General features: G+C 40.8%; 30 protein-coding genes and 1 other RNA gene. 22 read left to right on the top strand and 9 right to left on the bottom strand.

The window, feature by feature from the left end:
* The 4 genes from ABF638_RS20860 to ABF638_RS20875 form a co-directional block, all read left to right on the top strand.
* A partial coding sequence (locus ABF638_RS20860) for an IS4 family transposase (RefSeq protein WP_435024906.1) occupies positions 1 to 982 on the top strand: 982 nt, incomplete at its 5' end.
* 691 nt (positions 983 to 1,673) lie between these two features.
* Positions 1,674 to 1,883 (top strand): hypothetical protein, encoded by a 210-nt coding sequence (locus ABF638_RS20865; protein WP_435024907.1) that lies wholly within the window; start codon positions 1,674 to 1,676, stop codon positions 1,881 to 1,883.
* Positions 1,884 to 2,207: 324 nt separating this feature from the next.
* Positions 2,208 to 2,594, top strand: coding sequence for a hypothetical protein (locus ABF638_RS20870; protein ID WP_181929311.1), 387 nt, complete (start codon positions 2,208 to 2,210; stop codon positions 2,592 to 2,594).
* A 10-nt stretch (positions 2,595 to 2,604) separates the two neighbouring features.
* Positions 2,605 to 3,183: a hypothetical protein gene (locus ABF638_RS20875; RefSeq protein ID WP_435024908.1), complete on the top strand. Its 579-nt coding sequence runs from the start codon at positions 2,605 to 2,607 to the stop codon at positions 3,181 to 3,183.
* A 3-nt stretch (positions 3,184 to 3,186) separates the two neighbouring features.
* Here the strand turns inward: ABF638_RS20875 and ABF638_RS20880 are convergent, their stop codons facing one another.
* The 3 genes from ABF638_RS20880 to ABF638_RS20890 form a co-directional block, all read right to left on the bottom strand.
* Positions 3,187 to 4,461: a lipid-A-disaccharide synthase gene (locus ABF638_RS20880; protein WP_435024909.1), complete on the bottom strand. Its 1,275-nt coding sequence runs from the start codon at positions 4,459 to 4,461 to the stop codon at positions 3,187 to 3,189.
* 72 nt (positions 4,462 to 4,533) lie between these two features.
* The gene (locus ABF638_RS20885; protein WP_435024910.1) at positions 4,534 to 5,157 is read right to left on the bottom strand and encodes a TenA family protein; all 624 of its coding nucleotides are present in this window, start codon (positions 5,155 to 5,157) and stop codon (positions 4,534 to 4,536) included.
* Between the two features lie 51 nt (positions 5,158 to 5,208).
* A complete protein-coding gene (locus ABF638_RS20890; RefSeq protein WP_069073266.1) occupies positions 5,209 to 5,979 on the bottom strand; it encodes a pentapeptide repeat-containing protein in 771 nt (256 codons plus the stop codon).
* A 67-nt stretch (positions 5,980 to 6,046) separates the two neighbouring features.
* On the opposite strand from ABF638_RS20890, the gene ABF638_RS20895 reads away from it, so the two are divergent.
* The 3 genes from ABF638_RS20895 (at position 6,047) to ABF638_RS20905 (ending at position 6,772) form a co-directional block, all read left to right on the top strand.
* Positions 6,047 to 6,238, top strand: coding sequence for a hypothetical protein (locus ABF638_RS20895; protein ID WP_435024911.1), 192 nt, complete (start codon positions 6,047 to 6,049; stop codon positions 6,236 to 6,238).
* 71 nt (positions 6,239 to 6,309) lie between these two features.
* Positions 6,310 to 6,576, top strand: a complete 267-nt coding sequence (locus tag ABF638_RS20900; protein WP_069073268.1) for a toxin HicA — start codon at positions 6,310 to 6,312, stop codon at positions 6,574 to 6,576.
* Positions 6,560 to 6,772 carry a type II toxin-antitoxin system HicB family antitoxin gene (locus tag ABF638_RS20905; protein WP_435024912.1) on the top strand — a complete coding sequence of 71 codons (213 nt, stop codon included), beginning with the start codon at positions 6,560 to 6,562 and terminating at the stop codon, positions 6,770 to 6,772. The genes ABF638_RS20900 and ABF638_RS20905 overlap by 17 nt, the downstream gene beginning before the upstream one ends.
* Positions 6,773 to 7,062: 290 nt before the next feature.
* Here ABF638_RS20905 and ABF638_RS20910 read toward each other — a convergent pair whose 3' ends face one another.
* On the bottom strand, positions 7,063 to 8,121 hold the full coding sequence (locus ABF638_RS20910; protein WP_435024913.1) for an L-histidine N(alpha)-methyltransferase: 1,059 nt from the start codon (positions 8,119 to 8,121) through the stop codon (positions 7,063 to 7,065).
* A 340-nt stretch (positions 8,122 to 8,461) separates the two neighbouring features.
* Here ABF638_RS20910 and ABF638_RS20915 point away from each other — a divergent pair, with 340 nt between their 5' ends.
* From ABF638_RS20915 to ABF638_RS20930, 4 genes are all read left to right on the top strand, one after another.
* Positions 8,462 to 10,255, top strand: coding sequence for an ABC transporter ATP-binding protein (locus tag ABF638_RS20915; protein ID WP_435024914.1), 1,794 nt, complete (start codon positions 8,462 to 8,464; stop codon positions 10,253 to 10,255).
* A 192-nt stretch (positions 10,256 to 10,447) separates the two neighbouring features.
* On the top strand, positions 10,448 to 12,250 hold the full coding sequence (locus tag ABF638_RS20920) for an ABC transporter ATP-binding protein (RefSeq protein ID WP_435024915.1): 1,803 nt from the start codon (positions 10,448 to 10,450) through the stop codon (positions 12,248 to 12,250).
* 221 nt (positions 12,251 to 12,471) lie between these two features.
* Entirely contained in the window at positions 12,472 to 12,726 is a 255-nt protein-coding gene (locus ABF638_RS20925) for a TIGR03643 family protein (RefSeq protein ID WP_181929320.1), read from the top strand.
* 35 nt (positions 12,727 to 12,761) lie between these two features.
* Positions 12,762 to 13,295, top strand: coding sequence for a dihydrofolate reductase family protein (locus tag ABF638_RS20930; RefSeq protein ID WP_435024916.1), 534 nt, complete (start codon positions 12,762 to 12,764; stop codon positions 13,293 to 13,295).
* 228 nt (positions 13,296 to 13,523) lie between these two features.
* Here the strand turns inward: ABF638_RS20930 and trxA are convergent, their stop codons facing one another.
* Positions 13,524 to 13,871 carry a thioredoxin gene (trxA, locus tag ABF638_RS20935; protein ID WP_069073275.1) on the bottom strand — a complete coding sequence of 116 codons (348 nt, stop codon included), beginning with the start codon at positions 13,869 to 13,871 and terminating at the stop codon, positions 13,524 to 13,526.
* 330 nt (positions 13,872 to 14,201) lie between these two features.
* Here trxA and ABF638_RS20940 point away from each other — a divergent pair, with 330 nt between their 5' ends.
* Positions 14,202 to 14,411: a hypothetical protein gene (locus tag ABF638_RS20940; protein ID WP_181929322.1), complete on the top strand. Its 210-nt coding sequence runs from the start codon at positions 14,202 to 14,204 to the stop codon at positions 14,409 to 14,411.
* Positions 14,412 to 14,592: 181 nt separating this feature from the next.
* On the opposite strand, the gene ABF638_RS20945 is transcribed toward ABF638_RS20940, so the two are convergent.
* The 3 genes from ABF638_RS20945 to aroB all read right to left on the bottom strand — a co-directional run bounded on the left by ABF638_RS20945 (position 14,593) and on the right by aroB (position 16,825).
* Entirely contained in the window at positions 14,593 to 14,901 is a 309-nt protein-coding gene (locus ABF638_RS20945; RefSeq protein ID WP_435024917.1) for a hypothetical protein, read from the bottom strand.
* 171 nt (positions 14,902 to 15,072) lie between these two features.
* Positions 15,073 to 15,651, bottom strand: coding sequence for a Uma2 family endonuclease (locus tag ABF638_RS20950; RefSeq protein ID WP_435024918.1), 579 nt, complete (start codon positions 15,649 to 15,651; stop codon positions 15,073 to 15,075).
* An 82-nt stretch (positions 15,652 to 15,733) separates the two neighbouring features.
* Positions 15,734 to 16,825 (bottom strand): 3-dehydroquinate synthase, encoded by a 1,092-nt coding sequence (gene aroB / locus ABF638_RS20955; RefSeq protein ID WP_435024920.1) that lies wholly within the window; start codon positions 16,823 to 16,825, stop codon positions 15,734 to 15,736.
* Positions 16,826 to 17,032: 207 nt separating this feature from the next.
* Between aroB and petL the strand changes: the two genes are divergently transcribed.
* The 10 genes from petL (at position 17,033) to ssrA (ending at position 24,433) form a co-directional block, all read left to right on the top strand.
* Entirely contained in the window at positions 17,033 to 17,128 is a 96-nt protein-coding gene (gene petL, locus ABF638_RS20960; RefSeq protein ID WP_084227316.1) for a cytochrome b6-f complex subunit PetL, read from the top strand.
* Between the two features lie 268 nt (positions 17,129 to 17,396).
* Positions 17,397 to 17,837, top strand: coding sequence for an ATP synthase subunit I (locus ABF638_RS20965; protein ID WP_435024932.1), 441 nt, complete (start codon positions 17,397 to 17,399; stop codon positions 17,835 to 17,837).
* Between the two features lie 61 nt (positions 17,838 to 17,898).
* Positions 17,899 to 18,660, top strand: coding sequence for a F0F1 ATP synthase subunit A (atpB, locus tag ABF638_RS20970; RefSeq protein WP_012411161.1), 762 nt, complete (start codon positions 17,899 to 17,901; stop codon positions 18,658 to 18,660).
* A 148-nt stretch (positions 18,661 to 18,808) separates the two neighbouring features.
* On the top strand, positions 18,809 to 19,054 hold the full coding sequence (atpE, locus tag ABF638_RS20975; RefSeq protein WP_013192016.1) for an ATP synthase F0 subunit C: 246 nt from the start codon (positions 18,809 to 18,811) through the stop codon (positions 19,052 to 19,054).
* Between the two features lie 307 nt (positions 19,055 to 19,361).
* Positions 19,362 to 19,793 carry a F0F1 ATP synthase subunit B' gene (locus ABF638_RS20980; protein WP_181929326.1) on the top strand — a complete coding sequence of 144 codons (432 nt, stop codon included), beginning with the start codon at positions 19,362 to 19,364 and terminating at the stop codon, positions 19,791 to 19,793.
* Positions 19,794 to 20,009: 216 nt separating this feature from the next.
* Entirely contained in the window at positions 20,010 to 20,582 is a 573-nt protein-coding gene (locus ABF638_RS20985) for a F0F1 ATP synthase subunit B (protein WP_435024923.1), read from the top strand.
* On the top strand, positions 20,579 to 21,133 hold the full coding sequence (gene atpH, locus ABF638_RS20990; protein WP_181929328.1) for an ATP synthase F1 subunit delta: 555 nt from the start codon (positions 20,579 to 20,581) through the stop codon (positions 21,131 to 21,133). Before ABF638_RS20985 ends, atpH begins: the two co-directional genes overlap by 4 nt.
* A 179-nt stretch (positions 21,134 to 21,312) precedes the next feature.
* The gene (gene atpA / locus ABF638_RS20995) at positions 21,313 to 22,827 is read left to right on the top strand and encodes a F0F1 ATP synthase subunit alpha (protein WP_435024924.1); all 1,515 of its coding nucleotides are present in this window, start codon (positions 21,313 to 21,315) and stop codon (positions 22,825 to 22,827) included.
* 96 nt (positions 22,828 to 22,923) lie between these two features.
* Positions 22,924 to 23,871 (top strand): F0F1 ATP synthase subunit gamma, encoded by a 948-nt coding sequence (locus tag ABF638_RS21000; RefSeq protein ID WP_069073284.1) that lies wholly within the window; start codon positions 22,924 to 22,926, stop codon positions 23,869 to 23,871.
* Between the two features lie 172 nt (positions 23,872 to 24,043).
* Positions 24,044 to 24,433: a transfer-messenger RNA gene (gene ssrA, locus ABF638_RS21005) on the top strand.
* Positions 24,434 to 24,492: 59 nt separating this feature from the next.
* Here the strand turns inward: ssrA and ABF638_RS21010 are convergent.
* Positions 24,493 to 24,948, bottom strand: coding sequence for a helix-turn-helix domain-containing protein (locus ABF638_RS21010; protein ID WP_435024925.1), 456 nt, complete (start codon positions 24,946 to 24,948; stop codon positions 24,493 to 24,495).
* Positions 24,949 to 25,987 lie beyond the last annotated feature (1,039 nt).

Raw genomic sequence — 25,987 nt, forward strand, 5'->3', positions numbered from 1 at the left:
GAGAGGACTGCCAAAAAACGATTATCCAGTATTGAACAGTCGTCTGTTCTTTGAGTGCTGGCTCTCTTATGCTATGGATAACAGTTTAACAAGTATGCGAGATTTGTTTAAGAGATTAAACAACACAGGATTTGAAGTAGATATTTCTACTTTTTCTAAAGCAAACTTACATCGAAGCCAAAAACCTTTTCAAGAAATTTACCAAAAATTGAATGAATTAGTACAGAATAAAGTTCAAAAAAAGTTGCATGATAAATATGCAATTTGTCCAATAGATTCAACAATTATTACTCTCACAAGTAAATTGTTATGGGTATTAGGACACCATCAAGTAAAACTTTTCAGTTCTCTAAATCTAGCTACTGGAAGTCCATCAGATAACTTCATAAATTTTGGACATGATCATGACTATAAATTTGGTTCTAAAATGATGTCTAGTTTACCAATAAATGCTGTTGGGGTGATGGATAGGGGTTTTGCTGGATTAAAATTTATCCAAGAATTAGTACAAGAAAACAAATATTTTGTTTTACGGATAAAAAACAATTGGAAACTAGAATTTGATGGCTCAAATGGGTTGGTTAAAGTTGGTGCATCTGGTGATACTCAAGCCTATAGAGTAATTAACTTTTGTGATTTAGAAGCGAAAACCGAGTTTCGCTTAGTTACTAATTTACCTTCTGATGGAGAGGCTGCCGTTAGTGATGATGAAATTAGGGATATTTATCGATTACGTTGGGGAGTTGAATTGTTATGGAAGTTTTTAAAGATGCACTTAAAACTTGACAAATTAATTACTAAGAACGTCAATGGTATCACTATACAAATTTACGTTAGTTTAATAGCTTATCTACTTTTGCAGATATTATCTATCCCACAACAATGGGGACATACGCTATTAGATAAATTTCGCTATTTACAATCTTGTATGTGTCAGAAAATCAGTTATGTTCATTGGTTTGAAGAGATGATGTCATGTTGACTATTTTAGGCTTTTTAGAGTTAGTGTAACTAGATATGTAAAGTTTTGTATTAGGATTCAACATTTCTGGTTAACGATAGTAAGAAAAATAGGTTATTGCAGTTATAAATATATAGATTAATGTGTATATGATATATGTGATATTCGTCTTAATCAACTATATTTGATTTGGCTTAGTGTACTTGCGGCTCAATACTATTAATTGTTTTAACTTTTGTTTTCCATAAGTTAACTAACCTTAAGTAATGTTACTTTAGCTAATAACGTAATTCTCTAGTTTTAGCTAATGTATTACTAATTAAACCTCTAGTTTCTCTAGATGCCTTTAGTATTTTTCTTACTTTATCGTGTTATTTAATGTATTGTTATATGATTTAACTCGTTTTTTCTTACTGCTTTTATGCGTAATACATATCAAAACGATAAAACTGGGGAATGGTTGTTTCTTACGTTTCCATTGTTGAATGATTAGCTTTGATAGAATTTAAGCTTTAATACCTAGCTCTACAATTCCCTGTAACAAGCGATATAAGACTTAAGCTTGCCATTCTACCTGAGACTGAAAATAGAGGGGTTATAGGCGAATATGGCGTGAGTGTTTATGTACTAGATAGCTTGATACAGTTGTCAGATAGCTACTCAGATAGTTATTGTTCTATACTTAACCTGCTAGTTGCTACCATAGTAAACTATGTCAGATAATGTTTGGAAAGAACGAGAAACTACTATAGCTATTGCTAACGATAAAACTGGGGAATGGTTGTTTCTTACGTTTCCATCATGGGAGGAAGCTAGACAAGCCGTTAATGCAGCTAGGAATGAAGGTAAAGCAGCAGTTTTCTATGACGGTGCTACCTTACCCGAACCTCCAGAATTACCTATGCCTCCAGAACCACCATAATATTGACTATGGTTTGACTATGAATGTGAATGACTATGAATGAATATCCTTAATTACCAAGTATTTCAGCAATCAAAACAGAGGACTGAAAATCCTCGTGTCACCGGTTCAAGTCCGGTTCCTGGCATACATCACAGAGAAAAACGTCTCTGACATAACGCATAAACTGACGTAAAGCTAAAGCCTAAAACTCTGAAAGCTAAGAAGTGGGAGAGTTTCTAAGTAGTTGAAATCTTGTTAACCTTTATGCTTAAAATTGCACAAGAGGTTTATTTGGCATCTACTGACAGCTAAAGTTAACCCTTTGCAGGACTCCCCCAAGCAATGCTGACTGAAATTTTGCCTTTCCGCTTTGAGTTAGACACGATCGCGATCGCAGGAGCGAGTTTGTGGTCATTGGCGCTATATCTAGGTTTTTCCCCAGTTAATCAATGGGTAATCGAGCAACTTAACCGCTGGTTCAACTTTGCCGAGCGATCGCTTTATACTAGCCAATCAGAATTTGAAAAGACTCGTAAAGCCAGAGAATCTCAAAATGCTTTCTACGCTTCTCTGTTCAGTATCGTGCCTTTTTTAGTAGTTGGTGCTTTATGTAACTGGGGTCTGGAAATTAGTTTAGGTGAGAGTTGGGGAATTAGTACAGGTATATTAGCTTGTATGGGCGCTGGCATTTATGAACTTGGGCGCAGGGATGGAGAATCTTCGGATTAAAAATAAAATTATGAAAAAACTTTTAATGAGCTTGGCATTCGTGTCAGCAAGTATTTGTACAGTACTATCTATCTCTGCTTTGTCAAATGCTTTGTCAGATCGTTGCTCACTTCAGAATCAACTCAGCATCCTTCCGCCCGAAATCTTCAACAAAATCTTTCCTGAAGAAGTTAATCGGTTGAGTATATTTCAAAAACGTCCGCTAACTTCAGCTTCGGAAAAGGAAATTAAGCAAGCTGCTGTAAACTACACTCTTGCCCACTCTTGCCAATTTAAGATACTCAGCGGCATACCTGAAGCAATATTTGCCCGTCCAATCAAAGCTGCTGAAATTCCTTCTACTGGTTTTGGTGAGTTTGATTTTATGGGTAAAGAACCGCCATTGATGTTAGTAGTAGTCAAAGGTAACTTTGACATTAGCGGCTTTCAATCTTCAAATCCTCGTCGTTCAACAAAGTATACTGCTTATATTTTTGACCTCCAGGCTGGTACACCAATTTTTTCCGCAACTGGATTGGCAGGAGAATACTTCCGCAATGCCCTTAATCACTCAACGGTGCCAGATGATTTAGAATCTGTTGGTCTTTAATTGTTACCAAATTTCCTCACCAACAATCTGTGCTATCTTCTGGGCTGCACCGCTTTCACCGCGAATATTACGGAGTTTAGCGCGGATATTATCCAATTTTTCTGGATGGGCTAATAAATCTAAAACCATTTCCCCAATTTCTTGCGGTTGAACTTTACCCATAAGTTCTGGAACTATTTCTTCCTGTGCCCAGATATTTGGCCATGCTAATAAACCTTTGCGTCTCACAAATCTTAGGAATAGCCAATTAATTACGTTGGCAAAAGGCGTACCTACACCTGGCAGATTTGCCAACAACCCAGGTAAACCATCCCAAGAACGCATTGCATCAAGTTGCTGCGTTGGCAGCAAAACAATCATTGGTATTGCTAAAGCACCGAGTTCGGCAGTGTTTGCGCCCACCGTAGTTAAGCAGATGCAGCACTGCGACAATAAGTGATATGCAGGGTTTTCTTGCCACAGTTCCACAGTTAAGCCTGTTGTTGTTTTAAGCAATGCCTTGCCTCTACCGTCCTCTGGGACAATTAAGGAAGCACCGCCAAAGCCAAAGATTTCAGCAATAGAGTTCTTTTTGAGATCGGCAAAACTAGCTAAAGTTTGTAAATCCAGAGTTGGGGCTACAGGAATTACAAATCTGGTTTGCGGTCTTTTTGCATGAATGTATTCGGCAATGCTTAGAGTTAATGGCACTCCTTGGGATAATTTTGCTGCTTTTGATCCAGGGAGTAAACCAATCAATTCAGTTTTCGGTGATGCAGTGATAGGCAGAGAGGAATTTGAATCTAGACTTTCCCCTGCTTCTAGCATCAAATCTCCGACGACAGTGAATTTGTGAGCATATTTTGCTGGGACTTTGGCTGCAACTTTGGGTTTCATCACACCAAAGCGATCAATCCAGTTATGCCACCTGGCTTCCCATTCGGCGTAAACCACTGTGCGATATCCGAGTTTTTTACCTATGACTACGGGAAAAATTTGATCGCCACCGAGGAAAACAACTACACCGCGACTTCTCCAGTCCCAATTTTCAAATGTTTTGCCCCAAAGCAAAAATTGCCAAAAATGCTCTGCTTCTTGTACTCTATCTACTTCTGGGTAAGAAAGAGCGATCGCTGCTTCTTTTCCACTGGCATTTGAGCAAGGTGACAATACCACAGAAATCCTCACTACAGAAGGATCATCCCCTAGTTCTTGCCGCAATGCCTTTACTACTGGACGCACCCAGGTTGTTACCTCACCTGGGCCATTTGATAGGATGAGAATATCTACTTCAGTCATTAGTTAATGGTCAGGAGTTAGGGGCCATTATTTACATAAGTTGAATTTATTTCGCTGGCTTAATTAGGTACATTACTCCAAAATCCACGCAGCCTGAAAAAAGTCATGCTCACAAAACATAGCATAACGATAGGTTGAATGCACAACAGGATTGGTAGTGGCATAATTGTCAACTAAATTTTCTAATTGTTGTGTTAGTGGTTGAAAGTCTGCGCTGCTGTAAGTACTAATCCAGTCTGCATATTGATGATTAGGAATGCCATTACAAGCTAACTTTTCTCCCAAAAAGGCATACAAACGCATACAGGGAGACATCGCCGCAGCAGTTAAGCCCACATCTCCACCCCAAGCAGTTACTAATAAAAAGTCAGTATAGCGGCGGGTAGCAGATTGTGGTTCTACAGAATGCAAATTGACTCCCCACTGGGAAGCATAGCCACTATGCAACCGCAGTTCTTCTAAAACACCGCTAGCTAAGTTATGAAATGTAGTGAAGCCTAACCAGTCTGGTGCTTTAGCTGCGGCAATACTGTACGCACGGGCAAAAGCTTCTAAAAAAAAAGCATCTTGCCCTACGTAGTAAGCAAATTTCACTTGCTCAAGAGTACCATCGCCAATGCCTTGAACGAAAGGATGCTCTAGGCAAGCTTGGGCTAAGTCTTGATTTGCTGCCCATAATTCCTTAGATAAAGTCATTTGTTATTTGTCATTTGTCATCTGTATATTATCCCTCTGTTCTTTTAACACTTAAAAAGGGAAGAACTGGAGCAAGACTGAGCCAAGACTTCCCAAAAAGTCAACAAAACTGGGTTTACCAGCGCTTACCTTTTCATTGACGGGTGTTTGTAGTTCTTTAATAAAAGCTTGGGCTGTTAGCGTTCCAGGATTGTTGTTTTGGGATGTAAACAATTTTTCAGCAACTTGGGCGTCTTGGAATGCACCTTGTCTATCTAGTATTTGGTAACGGGCGACACCACGAGCTAAATAAGCACCCGCATATTCTGGTTTAATAGCGATCGCTTGATTAAAATAACTAATTGCTTGCTGTTGGTTGCCTTTTTGTGCTTCTGCTACACCCCAAGCATAAAATTCTTCTGGTGAAGCAATTTGTGATGGTATACCAACTGCACCCTGGAAGTTAGCACCATTTAGGTAAGCACCAGTCAGTTCTACATTTGCTAGATAGGTATTTCTCAAATCAGCACCCGTCAAATTTGCCCCACTGAATTTAGCTTCGCTCAAGTTAACACCAAATAAACTAGCACCACTCAAGTTTGCACCCCGCAAATCTGCGCCGCTCAAGTTTGCACGACTGAGGTTAGCACCTGTGAGATTAGCACCACTCAAATTCGCTCCAGATAAATCAGCCATCACTAAACCTGCACTCGTCAAATCACAGTTTTGACATTGTTTAGTTGCCAATAACTGTCTAACATGTTCAGAATTTGCTGCTTGTACGCTGGTTGTCAAACTAATCGTGGTTAAAAATGCGGCTACACCTAGAATGTGGTTTTTCATATTTATGTAATATTTCTTACTCAATACCAACACTAACTGAGATGGATTTATACCTCAGCATTATGATATGAGCAATCTTAACAATTTGACCTCTGTAGTTACCTATATTACTTATAAATTTGGGTATAGCGGTTATCAGTTGGGTTTGATACCAGTGTTTAACAAGCGATATCTTCTGTTGCGTTTGCAACGCGATCGCATTTCTCTATTTTATAAACAAGCGATCAATGTCAAGCAAAATGATGTGCCTCCACAATAGTCATTTGCCTTTGTATGCCCCGATTTTAAATAAATATGAGACTATAGAAACATTAAAGCAGTCAAAAAAACGTGAGTCAGCAAGACAAACTCTTAGACAAAATTCTCTCTGGGACTTCTGATACAGATATCCCTTTTGCCCAACTGTGGCAACTTTTATATACACTAGGCTTTGATGAACGGATTCGTGGCGATCATCGTATTTTTATCAAAGCCGATGTTGAGGAAATATTGAACCTGCAACATAAAAGAGGTAAAGCCAAAAGCTATCAAATTAAACAAGTTCGGGCAGTAATTCTCAAGTATAAACTAGGAAGTAAAAATGATGTTTCGCTATGAAATCATTCTCTACTGGAGTGAATTAGATCAAGCCTTTATTGCTGAAGTACCAGAATTATCAGGCTGTGCTGCTGACGGCGATACTTACCAAGAAGCCCTGCATAATATAGAATTAGTTATGCAGGAATGGATAGAAACGGCTAAGGATTTAGGGCGTCCAGTTCCTCAACCTAGACCACGTTTGATGTACATTTAATTGATACAAAATCCTACTGCCATAATAATACCCATAGCAGTCCTAAATTATACGTAAAAAGTTAGATACCCAACTTATTTGATAAGTTGGGTATCTGAACAACGCAAAATATAATTGAAAAGGTTAGTTACTGGCAACCTTAGAGGATGTTTTAAAAGTCTTCTAGTCGGTAGCAAAACGTTTTAGATCCCCCTAAATCCCCCTTAAAAAGGGGGACTTTTAGAGACTTCCCCCCTTTTTAAGGGGGGTTGGGGGGATCTAAAAATGCCTAAAATTACAGCCGACCACTTTTAAAACAACCTCTTACAAATTACCATAATATGTGATTTGTATTTGTTAGTACTATATTGAATAAGTTGTAATCCAGAACGTTCTAGTTCTTGTAAAAGTGCAGGCATTTCATGCTTATGATGTCGCCAAATAGTAATTTCTTCACCTTCTGAGATTTCAATCTTTTTATCTATCCCCATCTGATTAAAATTTATCGTGTAATTATGATGTAGTTTTATATTAGCGATTATACTATCTGTTTTTAAATCATACTTCCTCACTAATTCACAATCTTCAGATTTAATCCCAATCTTGTTTTTAACCCATCCATATATTTCTTCTACATGATACTTGCAGCCACCTCTCACGTTTCCATCCCATCTAGAGTTAGAGCCAATTTCATTAGTGAATACCAAAAAATCGTTTTTCCCCATGCTATCTCTAAAGTTTTTGAATACCTCGTCTCTATTTTGATGATTACCAATAGTAACCCCTAAGTGAAAAAATATTTTTGCTGTGTCATCAATTTCAAGGCTAGCTTTATTCTGAAATAAAGTTTTGGGTACGCAACTATTTTCGATGTCAATTGTGGAACTGATAAACTCGACGAGAGGAAACCATTTTTTAAAATTTTTTCTAGATAAATTAAGCAATTCATCGCTAATATCCAATGCAATATATTTATTGATTTTTGCCAATTTATTAAGTCTTTGAATAAATTTTTTAACGGGGTATGAATTTCCTGCACCTACGTCTACAATATTTACTTTCTTCCCATTTTGAATATTGTCATTCAAGTATTTAAAGTTATTCTTTAAAAGTTCAATTTCTACGTTTGATGTTCGATACCATGTAGGAATAAGATATTTGAGATAAAACTCATTCCAGATTTGGGCGCCTCTACCTTTATAAGAATACTTTAGAGGTATTTCTCGCCTAATTTCTAATGCATCAATTATCCCTAAAACTTCTTCTTCAGAAAAAAGAGAGTAGAATTCGTAACTTGGCTCGGCTGTGCGGCTGATAGCAGTTGAGTTATCCGAGGGAAGTTGAGAATTGCTATGAAAATTTTGAGCCATTATTCTTGTTCTTTGGTTTTCTGAGGTATTTAAAATTAGCCACAATGCTTGCCAAAGAGGTATTTTCCCATACCGTTGTCCAAAAATTGGGAATTTCCATTACAAATAGATCCCAATACTACTCGGTTAAGCATTTTGAACCCAAAGTTTGGTTTTGGGAAAGGGTTAAAGGGTAAGGGTTAAAGGTTTTTAATTTCTCTTTCCCCCTTCCCCCTTCCCCTTTCCCCCTTAACCGACAAGTATTGAAATAGATCCCACATTCCCCACTCTCAACTGGTCAATGTGGTTTTTTACAATCAAAATACGAGATAATTTTCCAAAGATACAGGGGTAAATTCCAGTGCTTCAGCAACCAGAACTCCAGGAAACTTCGTCGATACAGTCAATCCAGCGCGTGCTTAAGAGTTTAAGCACTTACCGATGGACTTCGCTAGGAGCATTGGTTAGCCTGTTGCTGTTGACGATCGCAAACGCAGTTACCCCACAACTATTTCGGTGGGGAATAGATCAAGGAATCATCAAACAAAACCTCCAAATTGTGCTGTATAGCGCCGCCTGGATGGTAGTCGCCGCGATCGCTCGTGGTGTATTTAACTTTGGACAAAGCTATTTAGCAGAAGCAGTGTCTCAAGGTGTAGCTTATGACCTGCGAAACAAAATTTTCAGCAAGATTCAAAATCTCAGTTTCAGTTATCATGACCAGGCGCAGACTTCCCAACTGCTAACCCGTGTTACCAGCGACATTGAGCAGATCCGTACCTTTGTTGGCACTAACTTAATTCAGGTCATCGGTTCAATTGTGACCTTGGTGACTATTTCGGTAGTTTTGCTGGTGATGAACTGGCAATTAGCACTAATTACCCTGACGGTAGTACCCATGGCCGGATGGTTAATGGCGCGATTCATCAACCGAAATAACAAACTTTTTCGGCAGGTACAAGAGCAACTGAGCAACCTCAATGCTGTATTGCAAGAGAACTTACTCGGAATTCGGGTAGTGAAAGCCTTTGTGCGGGAATCAACTGAAAGGTCGCGTTACACGACACTGAATGATGGCCTAGTCAAGGCAAACATGAAAACCATTAGCGCCATCCGTGATACTTTCCCCGTGATCTTTTTGCTGAGTAATTTAGTAACACTGGCAGTTTTCGGCTACGGGGGAGCGCAGGTAATTGGGAATAGATTTTCCATTGGCGAACTGGTAGCGTTTAATTCATACCTAGCGTTAATACTCCAACCAATTTTGTTAATTGGATTTGCTGCACCTGCGATCGCTCAATCAGCTGCTTCCGCCGAACGAGTCTACGAAGTTGTCGATGCGGAGGTAGAAATTCGCGATTGCCCTGGTGCTATCCCATTCGACACCTGCGTTGGTAGAATCACCTTTGAAAACGTTTCCTTTCGCTATCCAGGAGCAACAACCGAAACTCTCAAAGAAGTTTCCTTTGAAACCAAGCCGAAAGAGCTAATCGCCGTTTTAGGGATGACTGGCTCCGGGAAAAGCACAATTATGAACTTGCTTCCCCGCTTTTACGATGTCACAGGGGGAGCAGTTCGCATTGATGGACGAGATGTAAAAGGTTTCACGCTCAAAAGCCTCAGATCGCGTATTGGGATTGTATTTCAGGAAACCACCCTCTTCTCTGGCACACTCCGCGAAAATATTGCCTACGCCAAACCCGATGCAACCTTAGAGGAGGTAATTGAAGTTGCAAAAACCGCACAAATGCACGATTTTATTAGCGGTTTACCCGATGGCTACGAGACGATTGTGGGTGAACGGGGTGTGGGTTTGTCTGGTGGACAAAAACAAAGAATTGCGATCGCTCGTACCTTACTAACCGATTACAGCATTCTGATTTTAGACGATAGTACCTCAGCAGTAGATGCCAAAACTGCTGCCCAGATTCAAGCCGAACTAGATGGCTTAATGCGCCAAAAAGCTTGTACAACCTTTGTAGTAGCTCAACGCATTAGCACCGTCAAGAATGCCGATCGCATTTTTGTTATGGATAAAGGACGATTAGTGGCACAAGGCACTCATGAAGAATTGATGCAAACCAGCCCACTCTACGGGGTGATTTTAGAATCTCAAGTAAAACCAAAGGAGAAAAATAATCCTCAATTAGCATAATTAATTTTGCTCACACCCTTCTAAATAAGTCGGTAGAAATAAACCAAGTTATCTTACGAAACGTAAATAGGCTTAAAACCTTATCAATAACAAATGACAAATGACAGCCCCCAATAGTTAGCTTTAATCGCACCGACTTAACTTAATAAAGACTTTTAATCCAAAATCCAAAATCTAAAATCCAAAATTTTTATGAGAGGCACTATTCCCGTTGTTGCATCTGAGGAAAACGCGAGTCAGCAACTCTCTACCCTGCGGCGCTTTTTGCAATACGTGCTACTCTATCGCAAAGAAATTCCCATAGCCCTGACTTTAGTATTGATTGGTGCTATAACCCAGGCAATTGGGCCATTTTTCCTCGGCTGGTCGATTGATCGCCTAATTGCACAAGGGAATTTGCAAGGACTGCTGCTGTTATTAGGGCTACTTGGACTAAACTACGGACTTGGTGTATTAGCAATCCGGGGTCAAATTATTCGAGTCGGCTGGATTATGCAGCGATTGCTGGCTCAACTGAGGCAAGATATTTTCATTAAAATCCAAAGTTTGCCACTGAGCTTTTTTGATCGCAGTGAAGCAGGCGATTTAATGAGCCGTCTGCTGAATGATGTCAATACCGTGAATCAGGCATTTGGACTGACGATCGCCCAAATGCTGGGCAACACTTTCAGTTTGATCGGTATAATCATTGCGATGCTCTCAATCAACTTGCAACTCGGTTTGTTGAGCAACCTGGTTGTGCCACTGATGATTTTTACCACAAGCTTATTTGCACGTTGGGCGAGAGCCAGATTTCGCGTTACCCGACAAACCATTGGGGAGCTTTCCGCCAAGTTAGAAGAAGATATTGGCAGCGTGCGAGAAGCACAGGCATTTAATCGTGTGCAGACGAACATCGCAGAATTTGATGTTCTCAACGCCGCCAATCGTGATGCCAACGTCGAAGCTGTGGCAATTACTTCAGCCTTTTTGCCCTCCATCGATTTTCTCAACACACTAGCAACAGCAGGCGTGCTGGCTTATGGTGGTTATCTCGCAGTCACAGGCGCTGCAACAGTGGGTGTAGTGACATCCTTTTTACTTTACGTCCAGCAGTTCTTCCGCCCTATCCAAATTCTCAGCCAGTTTTACACCCAAGCTCAATCTGCCTTTGCCGGATTAGAGCGAATCTTTTTATTACTAGATGAACCGTCAGAACTCAAAGATGCACCCAATGCGACAGAAATGCCGCCTATTCAGGGTGAAGTGACATTTGATAATGTCAAGTTTGGCTACAACCCAGATCAACTGGTTCTCAAAGGGGTGAATTTGCACGCCTATCCAGGGCAGATGGTTGCGTTAGTCGGGCCGACCGGTTCGGGAAAAAGTACAATCATTAACTTGATTTTGCGCTTCTACGATGTATCTGGCGGTGCAGTGAAAATTGATAATATTGATGTGCGTAGTGTTACTCAAGCAAGTCTGCGGCGTCAAATAGGCATCGTTCTGCAAGACAATATTCTGTTCAGTGGTACTGTTGCTGAAAACATTGCCTTTGGCGCTCCTTACGCCACCCAAGCGGATATCGAAGCGGCTGCACAACTGGCAAATGTGCATGAGTTCATTACCTCATTGCCACAAGGCTATACAACTCAATTGGGTGAACGGGGAGCGCCCTTGAGTCAGGGACAGCGACAACTAATCAGTATTGCTCGTGCGGTGTTAATTAACCCGCGAATTCTGATTCTTGATGAAGCCACCAGCAGCATTGACACACGTACAGAAGCGCTAGTACAAAGTGCGATCGCCCGCTTGCTTCAAGGTCGTACCAGTTTTGTAATTGCCCACCGTCTCAGTACAGTTACTCAGGCAGATCAGGTATTAGTAATTCAGCAGGGACAAATTGTAGAGCAAGGTACTCACACTGAACTTGTCAATCAGCAAGGTGTCTATGCCAACCTCTATGCCCTCCAACTGGGTGCAGCAGATACAATGGTTCTTCAAAACGAAAAGTAAAATATATTTGAAGAAGAATACAGAATCCAGAATTCAGAATTCAGAATTAATTAATGGAGTATTCAAACCCACCACTAACTATAGACCGCTAAATTTAAGATTTAGCATATTTCTTAAACCCGCTTATTCGCCCGCTAATAATGTAGAATTCATACTGAATTCTGAATTCTGACTCCTGAATTCCTTTTTATAGCTCAAATTTATTAATTGCCAGCCAAGGAATGAAGCTACCTAACCTCGATTCGGAAACTATCAATCGCATCATTGAAATGGCATGGGAAGATAGAACATCTTTTGATGCCATTGAGGCTCAGTTTGGGCTTCTGGAGAAACAGGTAATCGCCCTAATGAGGCGTGAAATGAAGGAATCTAGTTTCAAGATGTGGCGAGAGCGAGTTACCAAACGCAATACAAAGCATTTATCTAAGCGAGAATTTATTGCAGGTCGGTTTAAATCGCACAATCAAAAAACGTAAGTAATTGGGTAAAAACTACCAAATTCAGAAGCACAATGACGAAAGTTACACTCTACATTGCAGCTAGTTTGGATGGCTACATTGCTCGCAGCGATGGCGGAATTGATTGGCTATCAATCCTTGATATAGAAGGGGAAGACTATGGTTACACCGCCTTCTACGAATCGATTGACGCTATTGTAATGGGTAGTAAAACGTATGAAGTAGGGCTTGGTTTTGATAAATGGCCTTATCCAGACAAAAAATCCTTCGTTTTCACTCAGCGCCATCTAAAATCTGATCGTGAAGACGTTGTGTTTGTTTCGGACACAATACAACAGGCGTTAGCAAATATAGAGGCTCAAGGCTTAGAAAACATCTGGTTAGTTGGTGGCGGAGCATTAATTAATTCGTTTCTTCAGCACAATTTGATTGACGAATATATTATTTCAATTATTCCAACTATCTTAGGTGGCGGCATACAACTTTTCCCACCCCCTACCCCTGAAGAAAAATTGGAGTTGATTCACTCAAAACAATATCCAAGTGGTTTACTTCAAGCACACTATAAGCCAATACGCTTGGGTTAGCGTCAAAAACCATAAACTGCATAGGTTGGGTTTAGTTCCTCAAGCCAAGCGTATTGCAAGGGAAAAACAAAGGGTTAAAAATTTATAATTTTGCTTCAATTGGTGAGAAGTCCGATGCTCGGAAAGCGACGCTCGGAACTTCGGTTAATTTGAACTCCACCTAAAACGTCACTGCCATCATTAGGTAGAGGAATGAAACTCTTGTTAATTAAGAATTACGAATTAGGTTTAAACAACCTCAAGAAGTTTTTGAACAGCCTCGCTAAACTGCTCGTAAGGAGAAACTCCCACAATAGTTTCTGCTAAAATACCATCTTTGAAAATTAAAACTGCTGGAATGCTGCGAAGACCGAATTTTTTGAAAATCGGCTTGTTGCTGTCAACATCTACCTTAACGACTTTAGCGCGACCTTTGTATTCCTCGGCAAGTTGATCCATTAACGGACTGATCAGGCGACAGGGGCCACACCAAGTAGCAGTAAAATCAACAACAACAACTTTCTCTTCGCTTCCATTTAAAACAACATCAAATTCACTTTCTTCAACGTAAGCAACTATGTGAGTATCAGTAGACATTTTTTAATTCCTTTAGTATCAAACTAAAATTTCAGCAAAGGACTAACTATATAAACTATACTCCCTTCTGAGTGTCAGATTCACCAGTCACCTACATTGGAAACCCCCGCAACTGAGTTTTCCTGAGTAGCGTATATTTAATAACATACATTTCTTGTACGTAGAATGCGATCAAAATGTAACTTACCATTAAGACTACTTCAGTGCGTTAGGTTCCGAACGAGTAATGAAGATTAAATCACGAGATATTTAAAAAGTGAGAAAACTGTGGAATAATACACAGGTGGTAAATTTAATGCCATTCCATAGATTGATAATAAATGTAAAACTATGATTACTCAACATTACAATTCAATTCATGTTGAAAACAACTTGCTTAAACAAATCAAAATTAAAGAAAATCAGCTAAAAATTGCACAAGAATCTAATATGCTCTATGTAGTAGAGGCATTACAGGATGAATTATTAGAGTTACAACATCAATTGTCAGAGCCTCAAGACGTTGAGGTTCAGGCGTTGATGAGTTTGCTAGACGATTAAAATTGTAAATTTGAGTTGCAAAGTTTATTGAAAACAAAAAACTCTGTTATGCGGAAGCAGAGCATAGTTATTGTGATGCCTGTGGATGTACTTTAGGTGCTATGGCTCAAGAATTAATGACAAGAAGTAGCGATCTAAAGTGTCATACTAAAAGATGATGATTTTTACTTTAGATAAAATTTTAGGGTTTTTGCTGAGTATGTGGTCTTTTTCTCTGCGGTACTGAATCAATCTTAAGAACAGGTTTAATTGAGCGCAGTTGTCTTTGCCTAAGAATTTGAATTTCTCTCTCAATTGAATCTTTTCCTTGCCTAAAAAAGTCTTGAGAGTTATGTGGAACCAAGTCACGAGATAAATTTTGAGCTTGTGCTGGAGTCAAACGAGGAAGGGGTTGTTCAGCATTGGTGGAAGTCTGTACAGCCAAGACAAAAGCTGTTGAAACCACCAAGGGTTTCATTTTTATACATCCGGCAAATATCAGGTTTAACATGATTGATAGATCTGTTGTGTGAATGCTGAATCAAACCATCTTGTGTTGGTCTGATTATAAGCAAAGTACATTTATTGGGTTGCTAATTACCTCCCACAAATGGATGAATTAATCTTGAAATTTTTGATGGATGTTGAGAGCAAGAGAACTGTGCTAGATGTAAAAAATGTACTATTCAGTAGCTAATGGTATTTTTGCCTTTTGAAACACCCGCTCAATAGTAAATTGCAGTCCTTCAAACAAAGAATCTGTGAGTAGTTCTTCTCCCATATAAGTTTGTGGTGCTGCATCTGGATAAAAAACAGTAATACTTCTGGCTTTAATATCTAATACCCACACGCGCAGCACCTTAGCATCTAAATAGTCTTTGGCTTTAGCTGCCATTTGTCCAAAAGTTTGTCCTGGCGAAATAATCTCAATCACCAAATCAGGAGGAACAGGACAAGCTTCGTTTTCATCCCAGTTGGCGGGTAAACGCTCATAAGAAATGTATAAAATATCTGGAATTGGCATCCAATCTCGTCCCCGACGAGTTAATGCAACAACCCATTCCGGGCAAACTTCTCCTTTCCCCTCACACGATTGCTCAATCAAATTGAGAAGAACGCGGGTAAGTTTCGCGTGAAAAAATTTTGGTGACATTTTAGGAATTGCTTGGCCATTAACTAGCTCATAAGTTATGTCTCCCTCTTGTAGTGGAAGATTTAGAAACTCTTGCAAAGTTAATTGATTTTTGGCTTGGAGTATCATGACTCAATAATTCGTAATTCGTAATTCGTAATTCGTAATTGAATGACAGAGCAACTAATTTTTGTTCTGACTCCTAAATTTTTCACATTCCTCGCAAAACTTGCCGAATAATATCCGATGGCACTTCATCGGTAACCGTTACTACACCAATCTCCGTTGGTAAAACAAACCGTACTTTCCCTGCTTTGACTTTCTTATCTAACTGCAACGCCTCAATAATTGCTTCAATATCTACCCCAGTTGGTAATTGAGTTGGTAAACCCGTTTTTTGAATTAAAGCGTTTTGACGTTCCGTATCTTCTTTTTGCCACAATCCTAAATCCACAGCAATTTGACCGGCTGCTACCATACCAATGGCTACCGCTTCACCATGATTTACTAGACGATAGCCAGTCAAACTTTCCACTGCATGACCGATGGTATGTCCATAGTTGAGAATCGCCCGTAATCCGCCTTCTTTCTCATCTTTGCTAACAACATCAGCTTTGGCTTGACAAGAGCGTGTTAGTATGCTGTACAACAGGTCAGGTTTTACATAGCGGAGTTGATCGAGGCGTTTACTTGCTTCCAACTGGGCAAACAATTCGGCATCCCAAATCACACCGTACTTAATAACTTCTGCCATCCCCGCCCGAAACTCACGCATAGGTAGAGTTTTTAACACATCTGGGTCGATCAAAACTAAACGCGGTTGATGAAATGCCCCAATTAAGTTTTTACCGTGGGGATGATTCACGCCAGTTTTGCCACCAATTGCCGAATCCACCATCGCCAACAGAGAAGTAGGCACTTGGACAACATTAATACCGCGCAACCAAGTTGCAGCTGCAAAGCCAGTCATATCGCCAATTACACCTCCCCCTAAAGCCACCATAGTAGAAGAACGTTCTAGGCGGTTTTCCAAAGCGATATCGTAGAGTTTTTGGATAGAATTGAGGGTTTTGTAGCGTTCACCAGGTGGTAGAGTGCAGCTAGCAACTTCAAATCCGGCAGATGTTAGAGATGCGATCGCTCTTTCGCCAAAATGTTTAAAAATCGTCGGATTAGAAACCAGCAGTACCTTCTTACCTAGCTTGAGACTGGCCATCTGTTGACCCAGTTGATCTAAACTCGAAGGTGCGATCGCAATCTCATAAGACTGCTCTGGTAGATTTACATTAATTATAGAAGTCATTGCCCAACCCCAAACAAGCGCTTGTGGGCTGTATTGTATCGCAATCTCGGAAATGGGCATAGGGCATTGGGAATTGGTTAAGAAACAAGGAAGCAGGGGAAAAGTTGCAGTAAGTATTTCCCCTCTACCACCATGCCCAATGCCCCATTCCCAATGCCCAACAACTAATGATTCAATAGATTTAGGAAGTATTCTGGAGAGAAATAAATGTTTGCAATTGTATCTTATGTCGTCTTCTTGGGTTTATTCTTTGGCTTATCTGTAGGTTTGCTGTTCGGTCTGCGGACTGCCAAGATAATTTAATCGAGAGATAGATTCAACCCAAGACTCTTGTGGGGTGGGCATCTTGCCTGCCCTAAGTTTGTAAATAGGTTATAAAACCCTTACTTTTTCACCAAGTCCACCATAAGGACTTGGTAAAAATGCTGTAAGCTTTAGTCCGTCTGCACTTACTCTCTGATGTTGACAAGAAGTTAATTGTTTTTTCCTAAAGTATTGTTACCGCATCGTGATATGATTCAGCTGACTGAATGTGCAGTCATCATATTTAACTGTACTGGTTTCAAGTCCCGTGAGCTTGTCTGACGAATCAATTGCGCCCACTCCGACAACGCAACAAGATGCTAAAACTGGTTCTGAAGACACAGAATCAGGTAACTCCATGCAAGAGTTCTATCAACTCTTCCAGCGATTGTTGGTAATCACGCTTGTCTTGACGGGGGTTATTTTTATCTCTGTGTGGATTTTTTATTCCTTAAACATTGCCCTAAATTATTTAATTGGGGCGTGTACAGGTGTGGTTTACTTAAAAATGTTGGCTAGAGATGTTGAGCAGCTCGGTAGTGAGAAAACCAGTCTGAGCAAAACTCGTTTTGCTCTATTTTTGGGAGTGATGATCGTGGCAACTCAATGGCGTGAGCTACAGATTCTACCCATTTTTTTGGGATTTCTAACTTACAAAGCCACGCTCCTCGTCTATATGGTGCAAATTGCGTTCATTCCTGATTCTTAAAAATGTCAGGCTCACAAAGATAGTAATCCCATCCTCGCTTGTTGGGGAAAATGCTTGAAGAATGCAAATGCTTAGTGTCTTAAACGCCTTTAATTCTTTTCCCCTCGCCGAATTAGAAGTAGGACATCATTTCTACTGGCAGTTGGGCAATCTTAAAATTCATGGGCAAGTTTTTCTCACCTCATGGTTTGTGATTAGTATTCTAGTAGTGGCTTCAATAGCTGCTACTCGAAATGCACAAAGAATTCCCAAGGGCATCCAAAATTTGATGGAATACGCCCTAGAATTCATTCGTGATTTGGCCAAAAACCAACTCGGTGAGAAAGAGTACCGCCCTTGGGTGCCATTTATTGGCACATTGTTCTTGTTTATTTTCGTATCGAACTGGTCAGGTGCGCTAATTCCCTGGAAGCTCATCAAGCTACCTTCGGGCGAATTGGCAGCTCCTACCAATGACATCAATACGACTGTTGCATTGGCATTGCTGACTTCCTTGGCGTACTTTTACGCAGGTTTTAGCAAACGGGGTTTAGGCTACTTTAAGAAATATATAGAGCCAACACCTGTTTTGTTGCCGATCGCAATTCTTGAAGATTTCACCAAGCCCCTCTCCCTAAGCTTCCGGCTATTTGGTAATATTTTGGCGGATGAATTGGTTGTAGCGGTGTTGGTGCTGCTAGTTCCTCTATTTGTACCTCTGCCTGTAATGGCCTTGGGTTTATTTACCAGTGCCATTCAAGCCCTGGTTTTCGCCACCCTCGCCGGAGCATACATTCATGAGGCAATGGAGGGACATGGCGGAGAAGAACATGAGGAGCATTAAACTTCTCAGTTGATAGCACAGTTCCAAGAGCATATTCGCTCAAAATATCGCAAAGCGCGATCAAAGAACTCATGTGCAGCGTGAAAACCACGTTTCTAATCGTTAACGTACTTTTGTTAGTTTTGTAATCAAAGCAAGGAAAATCAACATGGATCCATTAGTTCAGGCTGCTTCAGTTCTCGCTGCTGCTTTAGCGATTGGTTTAGCTGCAATTGGCCCTGGTATTGGTCAAGGTAACGCTGCTGGACAAGCAGTAGAAGGTATTGCTCGTCAACCTGAAGCAGAAGGAAAAATTCGCGGTACTCTGCTATTAACCTTGGCATTCATGGAATCCTTGACTATCTATGGTCTAGTAATTGCCTTGGTATTGCTGTTTGCTAACCCCTTCGCTTAATACCTGAAAATTTTTGTGAGTGTGGAGACGTGAACCATCACGCCTCTACAATCTAAATGTTTTAGGTATCTTAATAGTTCTAATGTTCAGTTGACTAACAATTTTAGATTTTGGGTCGCACCTTTGATTTTGGATTATCAAGAGTTTTCGGTATATGCCCCTGAGCAATACCTGCTCTAAAATCTAAAATTTAGCAATCTAAAATCCCAAATTACTTGACCCTTGTTGGCTATGGGTCTCTAAAATATGAAAGGTTGGATGATGGTGCTAGCCACGAAAACTGCTACTCCAGCCAAAGAGGAGACAAATGTTTGATTTCGATGCTACCTTGCCCTTCATGGCATTGCAATTCCTGCTATTAGCAGCTTTGTTGAATGCAATTTTCTATAAGCCACTGACCAAGGTACTAGACGATCGCGATAGTTACATCCGAACGAATACCCTTGAGGCGCGGGAGAGCTTGGCTAAAGCCGAGCGCTTGGCTACTGAATATGAGCAGCAACTCGCAGACGCTCGCAGACAATCGCAAGCGACTATAGAAGCAGCTCAACTTGAAGCTAAGAAAATTACTGCTGAGAAAATTGCTGAGGCCCAAAAAGAAGCTCAGACTCAACGAGAACAAGCTTCTGTTGAAATAGAACAACAAAAGCAGGAAGCTTTTCGCACCTTAGAGCAACAAGTTGATTCTCTAAGCAGGCAGATTCTAGAAAAACTATTGGGGCCAACTCCAGTTAGATAAGCTAACTAGACTGGCTCTGTGAAAGCATACGCGCAGCTGGGCCCTAGTCCAGAGCGCAAAATTTAAGTGTCACAAAAGGGCACTTTTTTCCCTTCGGGGAAAAGATACTTAACTTCCTTACGGGGAAAAGATACTTAAATTTCCCTTTGGGGAAAGATACTTAAAATTTCCCTTGGGGAAAATACAACGTATTAGCAGCGAGCAGCGCACTTGTAAATGGGTATCATGGGGACATTCTTATTACTTGCCGCAGAAGCGAACGCTGTTCACTCTGAATTGGCAGAAGGCGCAACAGAAGGTGGTTTCGGTCTAAACCTAGACATTTTTGAAACCAATCTGATCAATCTAGCGATTCTGATTGGCATATTATTCTACTTCGGACGTAAAGTTTTAAGCAATATCCTGAACGAGCGACAATCCAATATTGCCACCGCAATTCAGGAAGCAGAAGGGCGCTTAAAAGAGGCAAAGACTGCCCTTTCCCAAGCGCAAGAGCAATTAAAGCAATCTCAAGCAGAGGCAGAACGCATCCGCCAATCTGCTGTAGAAAACGCTCAAAAAGCGAAAGAAGCCTTGTTAGCGAAGGCAGTGCAAGACGTAGAACGCTTGAAACAAACAGCAGCAGCAGATTTAAACACCGAAACTGATCGAGCGATCGCTCAACTGCGGCAACGGGTAGCTACACTAGCATTGCAAAAAGTCGAATCGCAACTCAAAAGCGGGATTGCTGACGATGCTCAACAAAGTTTAATTGACCGCAGCATCGCACAACTGGGAGGCAATGTATGACAAGTCAGGTAGCGGCAGCCGAAGTAGCCCAACCTTACGCACAGGCACTTTTGTCAATAGCGCAATCGAAAAATTTGACAGAAGAGTTCGGGGAAGATGCGCGTACTTTCCTCGGCCTGCTCAGGGCAGACAAACAGCTACATAACTTCTTCAGCAACCCATTTATTCAGTCTGAGAACAAAAAAGCTCTCATCAAACAAATACTTGGTGAAGGCGCTAACCCCTACTTACGCAATTTTTTGCTGATACTGGTAGATAAACGGCGCATTGCATTCTTGGAATCCATTTTTCAACAATATTTGGCGCTGTTGCGGCAGCTGAATCAAACCGTATTAGCGGAAGTAATTTCAGCCGTTCCCCTCACAGAAGCTCAACAGCAGGCAATTACAGAAAAGGTGATCGCCATTACGAATGCTCGCCAGGTAGAACTAGAAACCAATGTAGACAGCGAGTTGATTGGTGGTGTGATCATTAAAGTAGGTTCTCAGGTAATTGACGCCAGTATCCGGGGTCAGTTGCGCCGCCTTTCATTGCGCTTAACTAATAGTTAGGAGTTAGGAGTAGACGCGATTAATCGCGTCTGTACAAGAGTTAGGAGAGATGCGATTAATCGCGTCTGTACAAGAGTTAGAAGTTAAGTAAATAGTAATTTATTTTGACTTTTAACCTTTGCTTTTTTAACTCAGCACTCAGCACTGAATTCAGTCTCGAAAGCAAAAAAGATAGACACATGAGCATATCAATTAGACCTGACGAAATTAGCAGCATTATCCAACAACAAATCGAGCAATACGATCAAGAGGTCAAAGTTGCTAACGTTGGTACTGTCCTCCAAGTTGGTGACGGCATTGCCCGGATCTATGGTCTGGAAAAGGCTATGTCTGGGGAACTCTTAGAATTTGAAGATGGCACAATTGGCATCGCCCAAAACTTAGAAGAAGACAACGTGGGCGCGGTGTTGATGGGTGAAGGGTTGGACATTCAAGAAGGTAGTTCTGTAACCGCTACTGGTAGAATTGCCCAAGTACCTGTGGGAGAAGCCCTAATTGGAAGAGTCGTAGACGCTTTGGGTCGTCCCATCGATGGCAAGGGAGACATCAAATCCTCAGAAAGCCGCTTGATTGAATCTCCAGCACCAGGTATCATTGCTCGTCGATCTGTACACGAACCCATGCAAACGGGGATTACAGCTATTGACTCAATGATTCCCGTCGGTCGCGGTCAACGGGAATTGATTATTGGCGATCGCCAAACCGGAAAAACTGCGATCGCAATCGACACCATCATCAACCAAAAATCAGAAGATGTAGTTTGTGTCTACGTTGCGATCGGTCAAAAGGCTTCCACCGTTGCTAACGTGGTGCAGACATTGCAAGAAAAAGGCGCGATGGATTACACCGTTGTTGTCTTTGCTGGTGCCAGTGAACCAGCAACCCTGCAATACCTAGCTCCTTACACAGGCGCAAGTATTGCTGAGTACTTTATGTATAAGGGTAAAGCTACCCTGATAATTTATGATGACCTCTCCAAGCAAGCCCAAGCTTATCGGCAGATGTCCCTATTGTTGCGTCGTCCACCCGGACGCGAAGCTTACCCTGGAGATGTATTCTACATTCACTCTCGTTTGTTAGAAAGAGCAGCAAAGCTAAGTGACGAATTAGGTAAAGGCAGCATGACCGCCCTACCAATCATCGAAACCCAAGCTGGTGACGTATCAGCATACATCCCCACCAACGTAATTTCTATTACCGATGGTCAGATATTCCTCTCTTCTGACTTGTTTAACGCTGGTATCCGTCCGGCTGTAAACCCTGGTATTTCAGTATCCCGTGTGGGTTCTGCGGCTCAAACCAAGGCAATGAAAAAAGTTGCCGGTAAGATTAAATTGGAACTAGCCCAATTTGACGACTTGCAAGCTTTCGCACAATTTGCTTCTGACTTAGATAAAGCCACTCAAGACCAGTTAGCACGGGGTCAACGGTTGCGCGAACTTCTCAAGCAGCCACAAAATTCGCCACTTTCAGTATATGAACAAGTGGCAATTTTGTATGCAGGTATCAATGGTTACTTAGATGATGTACCTGTAGATAAAGTTACCACCTTTACCGAAGGTCTGCGGGAGTCCTTAAAGGGTGGTAAATATGCCCAAGGGGTACAAGCTTCTAAAGCATTAGGTGACGCAGAAGAAGCTGCCTTGAAGGAAGCGCTGACCGAATACAAGAAGACCTTCAAAGCTACAGCGTAATTAAAGTGAGGAGTGAAGAGTTAAGAGTTAAAAGTTAATGAAACACTCCTAACTCTTAACTCCTAACTCCTAACTCCTAACTCTTAACTCAAGAATATGGCCAATTTAAAAGCAATACGCGATCGCATTCAGTCGGTCAAAAACACCAAAAAAATCACAGAAGCCATGCGTCTCGTAGCTGCGGCTAGAGTACGTCGGGCGCAAGAACAAGTGCTAGCGACTCGCCCCTTTGCTGATCGCTTGGCACAAGTATTGTATGGTTTGCAAAGCCGTCTGCGCTTTGAAGAAGCAAACCTACCACTACTGAAAAAACGCCAAGTTAAGTCAGTCGGGTTGTTGGTTATTTCAGGCGATCGCGGTCTATGCGGCGGCTACAATAATAACGTCATCCGTCGTGCAGAAAACCGCGCCAAGGAAATCCAGGCAGAAGGTTTAGACTATAAATTTGTACTCGTCGGACGCAAATCTACCCAGTACTTTCAACGCCGCGATCAGCCCATCGATGCTACTTACACCGGCTTAGAGCAAATCCCCACCGCAGCAGAAGCCAATCAGATCGCTGACCAACTACTTTCCTTGTTCCTTTCGGAAGAAGTTGACCGCATCGAATTAATCTATACCAGATTTGTCTCTTTGGTTAGCTCCCGTCCGGTGATACAAACCTTACTGCCCCTAGATCCACAAGGTTTAGAAGCAGGCGATGACGAAATCTTCCGCTTAACAACCCGTGGTGGTCAATTTCAAGTCGAACGGGAGAAAGTGACTAGCCAAGTTCGTCCATTGGCTCCTGACATGATTTTTGAACAAGATCCAGTACAGATTCTTGATTCTCTGTTACCTCTGTATCTGAGTAACCAGCTATTGCGGGCGCTGCAAGAATCGGCGGCTAGTGAACTAGCAGCGCGGATGACAGCCATGAGTAATGCTAGTGAAAATGCTGGTGAATTGATTAACACCCTCACCCTGTCTTACAACAAAGCCCGACAAGCTGCAATTACTCAAGAACTCCTTGAGGTTGTAGGTGGTGCTGAAGCACTAACTTAGGAAAATATTTGTTGTGGATTATGGCAAATAGCCAATTGCTAATGGTTTTAAAATTAGCGATTGGCTATTTTGACTAAGTGGAGTCATATATTTTGACTTTGATAATTACGAATTACAAATTACGAATTACAAATTTAAGAATCACGTATTATAATTGAACTATGAAGCGCATGGGTCCGTCACGGTTTCGACAGGTTGGCGAACGCTGCTCTGTGATTCAGGTCGAGAGTGAGTCTCCTCTCGGAAATCAAAGGCTCAAACAAAAAGTAAATGCGAATAACATCGTTAGCTTTGCTCGTAAGGATGCTCTAGTAGCTGCCTAAACACCTCTTATAGGTTCGAGCGTCTTTAGTTTGACTCCGTTAAGGACTGAAGACCAACCCCCAACGGATGCTCTAGCAAGCGTTCTCTGGTTGGCTTGCTGGCTAAGATTAAATCAGAGCATCCTACGTTCGGGATAATGAACGATTCCCGCCTTGAGGGTCAGAAAGGCTAAACCTGTGAATGAGCGGGGGGTCAATACCCAATTTGGACAGCAGTTCGACTCTGCTCGGATCCACTAAAAATAAGTAACAAATCCACCAAAGACTTTAATGTTTAGGTGGATTTTGTTTTATTCAGCTAATTATTTTGTTCCTGGGGTTTTTTGCGTGCGCTTCCAAACCTCCTTCCTCTTTTTTTAAGTACCCGTCGTAATCGATCTGCACTCAAGTTGACTTGACGCTCAGATGCCAATTTTTTTGCTAATTGTTTAGAGTTATAACTCTCTGAATCTTGAGCTAAACAATTTTCTAGATAAACCAAATCTGATTCCGAATATCGCGGTTTTCCGCCTCTGCCAGGAGCATCCCACAAACCTACTAAACCCATCTTTTCCCAGCGATGAAGGGTTTGACGTACTGTTGAAATCGCCCAGTTCAGGCCTTTAGCAATTTGCTCATTTTTTAAGCCGCGAGTATTCAGTAGTAAAACTTGAGCACGATCCTTGGTACGTTGAGGAACATCTTTGGCTTTTCTCAACTCTTCTAAAGTCAGCTTTTCTTCCTCAGTTAGAAAGACTTTTAATCGGCATCCCATAGTTAATAACCTTTTATGCAATAAATTTTTGTCATTTTTATGTCTATTCACGCCTATACACTTAAGTAACTTGGTACTTTATTACACTCTCTAAAAACTAAACTACAAGTATTAAGGTTGTCGGCGTCTACAAGGCTGCTACGTGAGAAGTATTTGGATCGAGAACACTATCAAAGTTTGCAATTTATCATCAGCAATGAATTTTTATAAAAAGTTAGGCATATCAGAGATGACGCCATTAGCCTGTATAGGCAAATTTATTTAATAGCCTGAAGCTGTAGCTTATGGCTATGACAATAAGAATTTGGTGGCGTTATTCTGATTAATGTCTAAAGTTGATAATAAAGGACTGTATCACCAAAGTTCTTAGATGATTCGTATGGTTACGGAGATTTATCGAAACTTTAAAAAGGATTTGTACCCTAGTTTCCATTTTGCTCATTAGAAAAAGATATGTAAGCCTAGTTTCTTTTGATTCAACTAGTTTCTGGAAAAGTGCTTTGCTAATCTCCAAAAAACTATCTGCCTTATCAACTTTACATAAAATTTATATTTTACACAACAAGATTCTTGCTTGAGATAAAAATATATTCAATACCCATTTGAGAAAGCAGTGTTAGCAGCTTTATTTGATGTAGATTGAAAACCTAAAATGATTATCTTACCTTTCCTACCTTTCCTACCTTTCCCACTTTTCTACTTAGTTGTAAGAGAGTAACTTAAAAAAATAGCTTTTTATGATTGATATCTAAATCTATTTTTTTAATATATTTATTTTGCGATCGCTCAATAATGTGCGCCGCAATCATCGGATCTCTTTGTAAATCCTGGTCTGTCCTTACTATTCATACGTCATTCTGAAAAATCAAGGCTAATATCACAGTCCTAGATGTATGATTTTTTAAGTTTGAAGTTTTTCAGTTTTTATTGGCAAATAATATGATAGACATGATATTTTTGAATTAGGACAAAACTAGATAAATAGCAAAATTAAATACTCAGTAAATCCTGATGAATAAATTAATATTTAGTAGATTTT

Source organism: Nostoc sp. CALU 1950 (genome assembly GCF_051172895.1).
GTDB lineage: Bacteria > Cyanobacteriota > Cyanobacteriia > Cyanobacteriales > Nostocaceae > Nostoc > Nostoc edaphicum_A.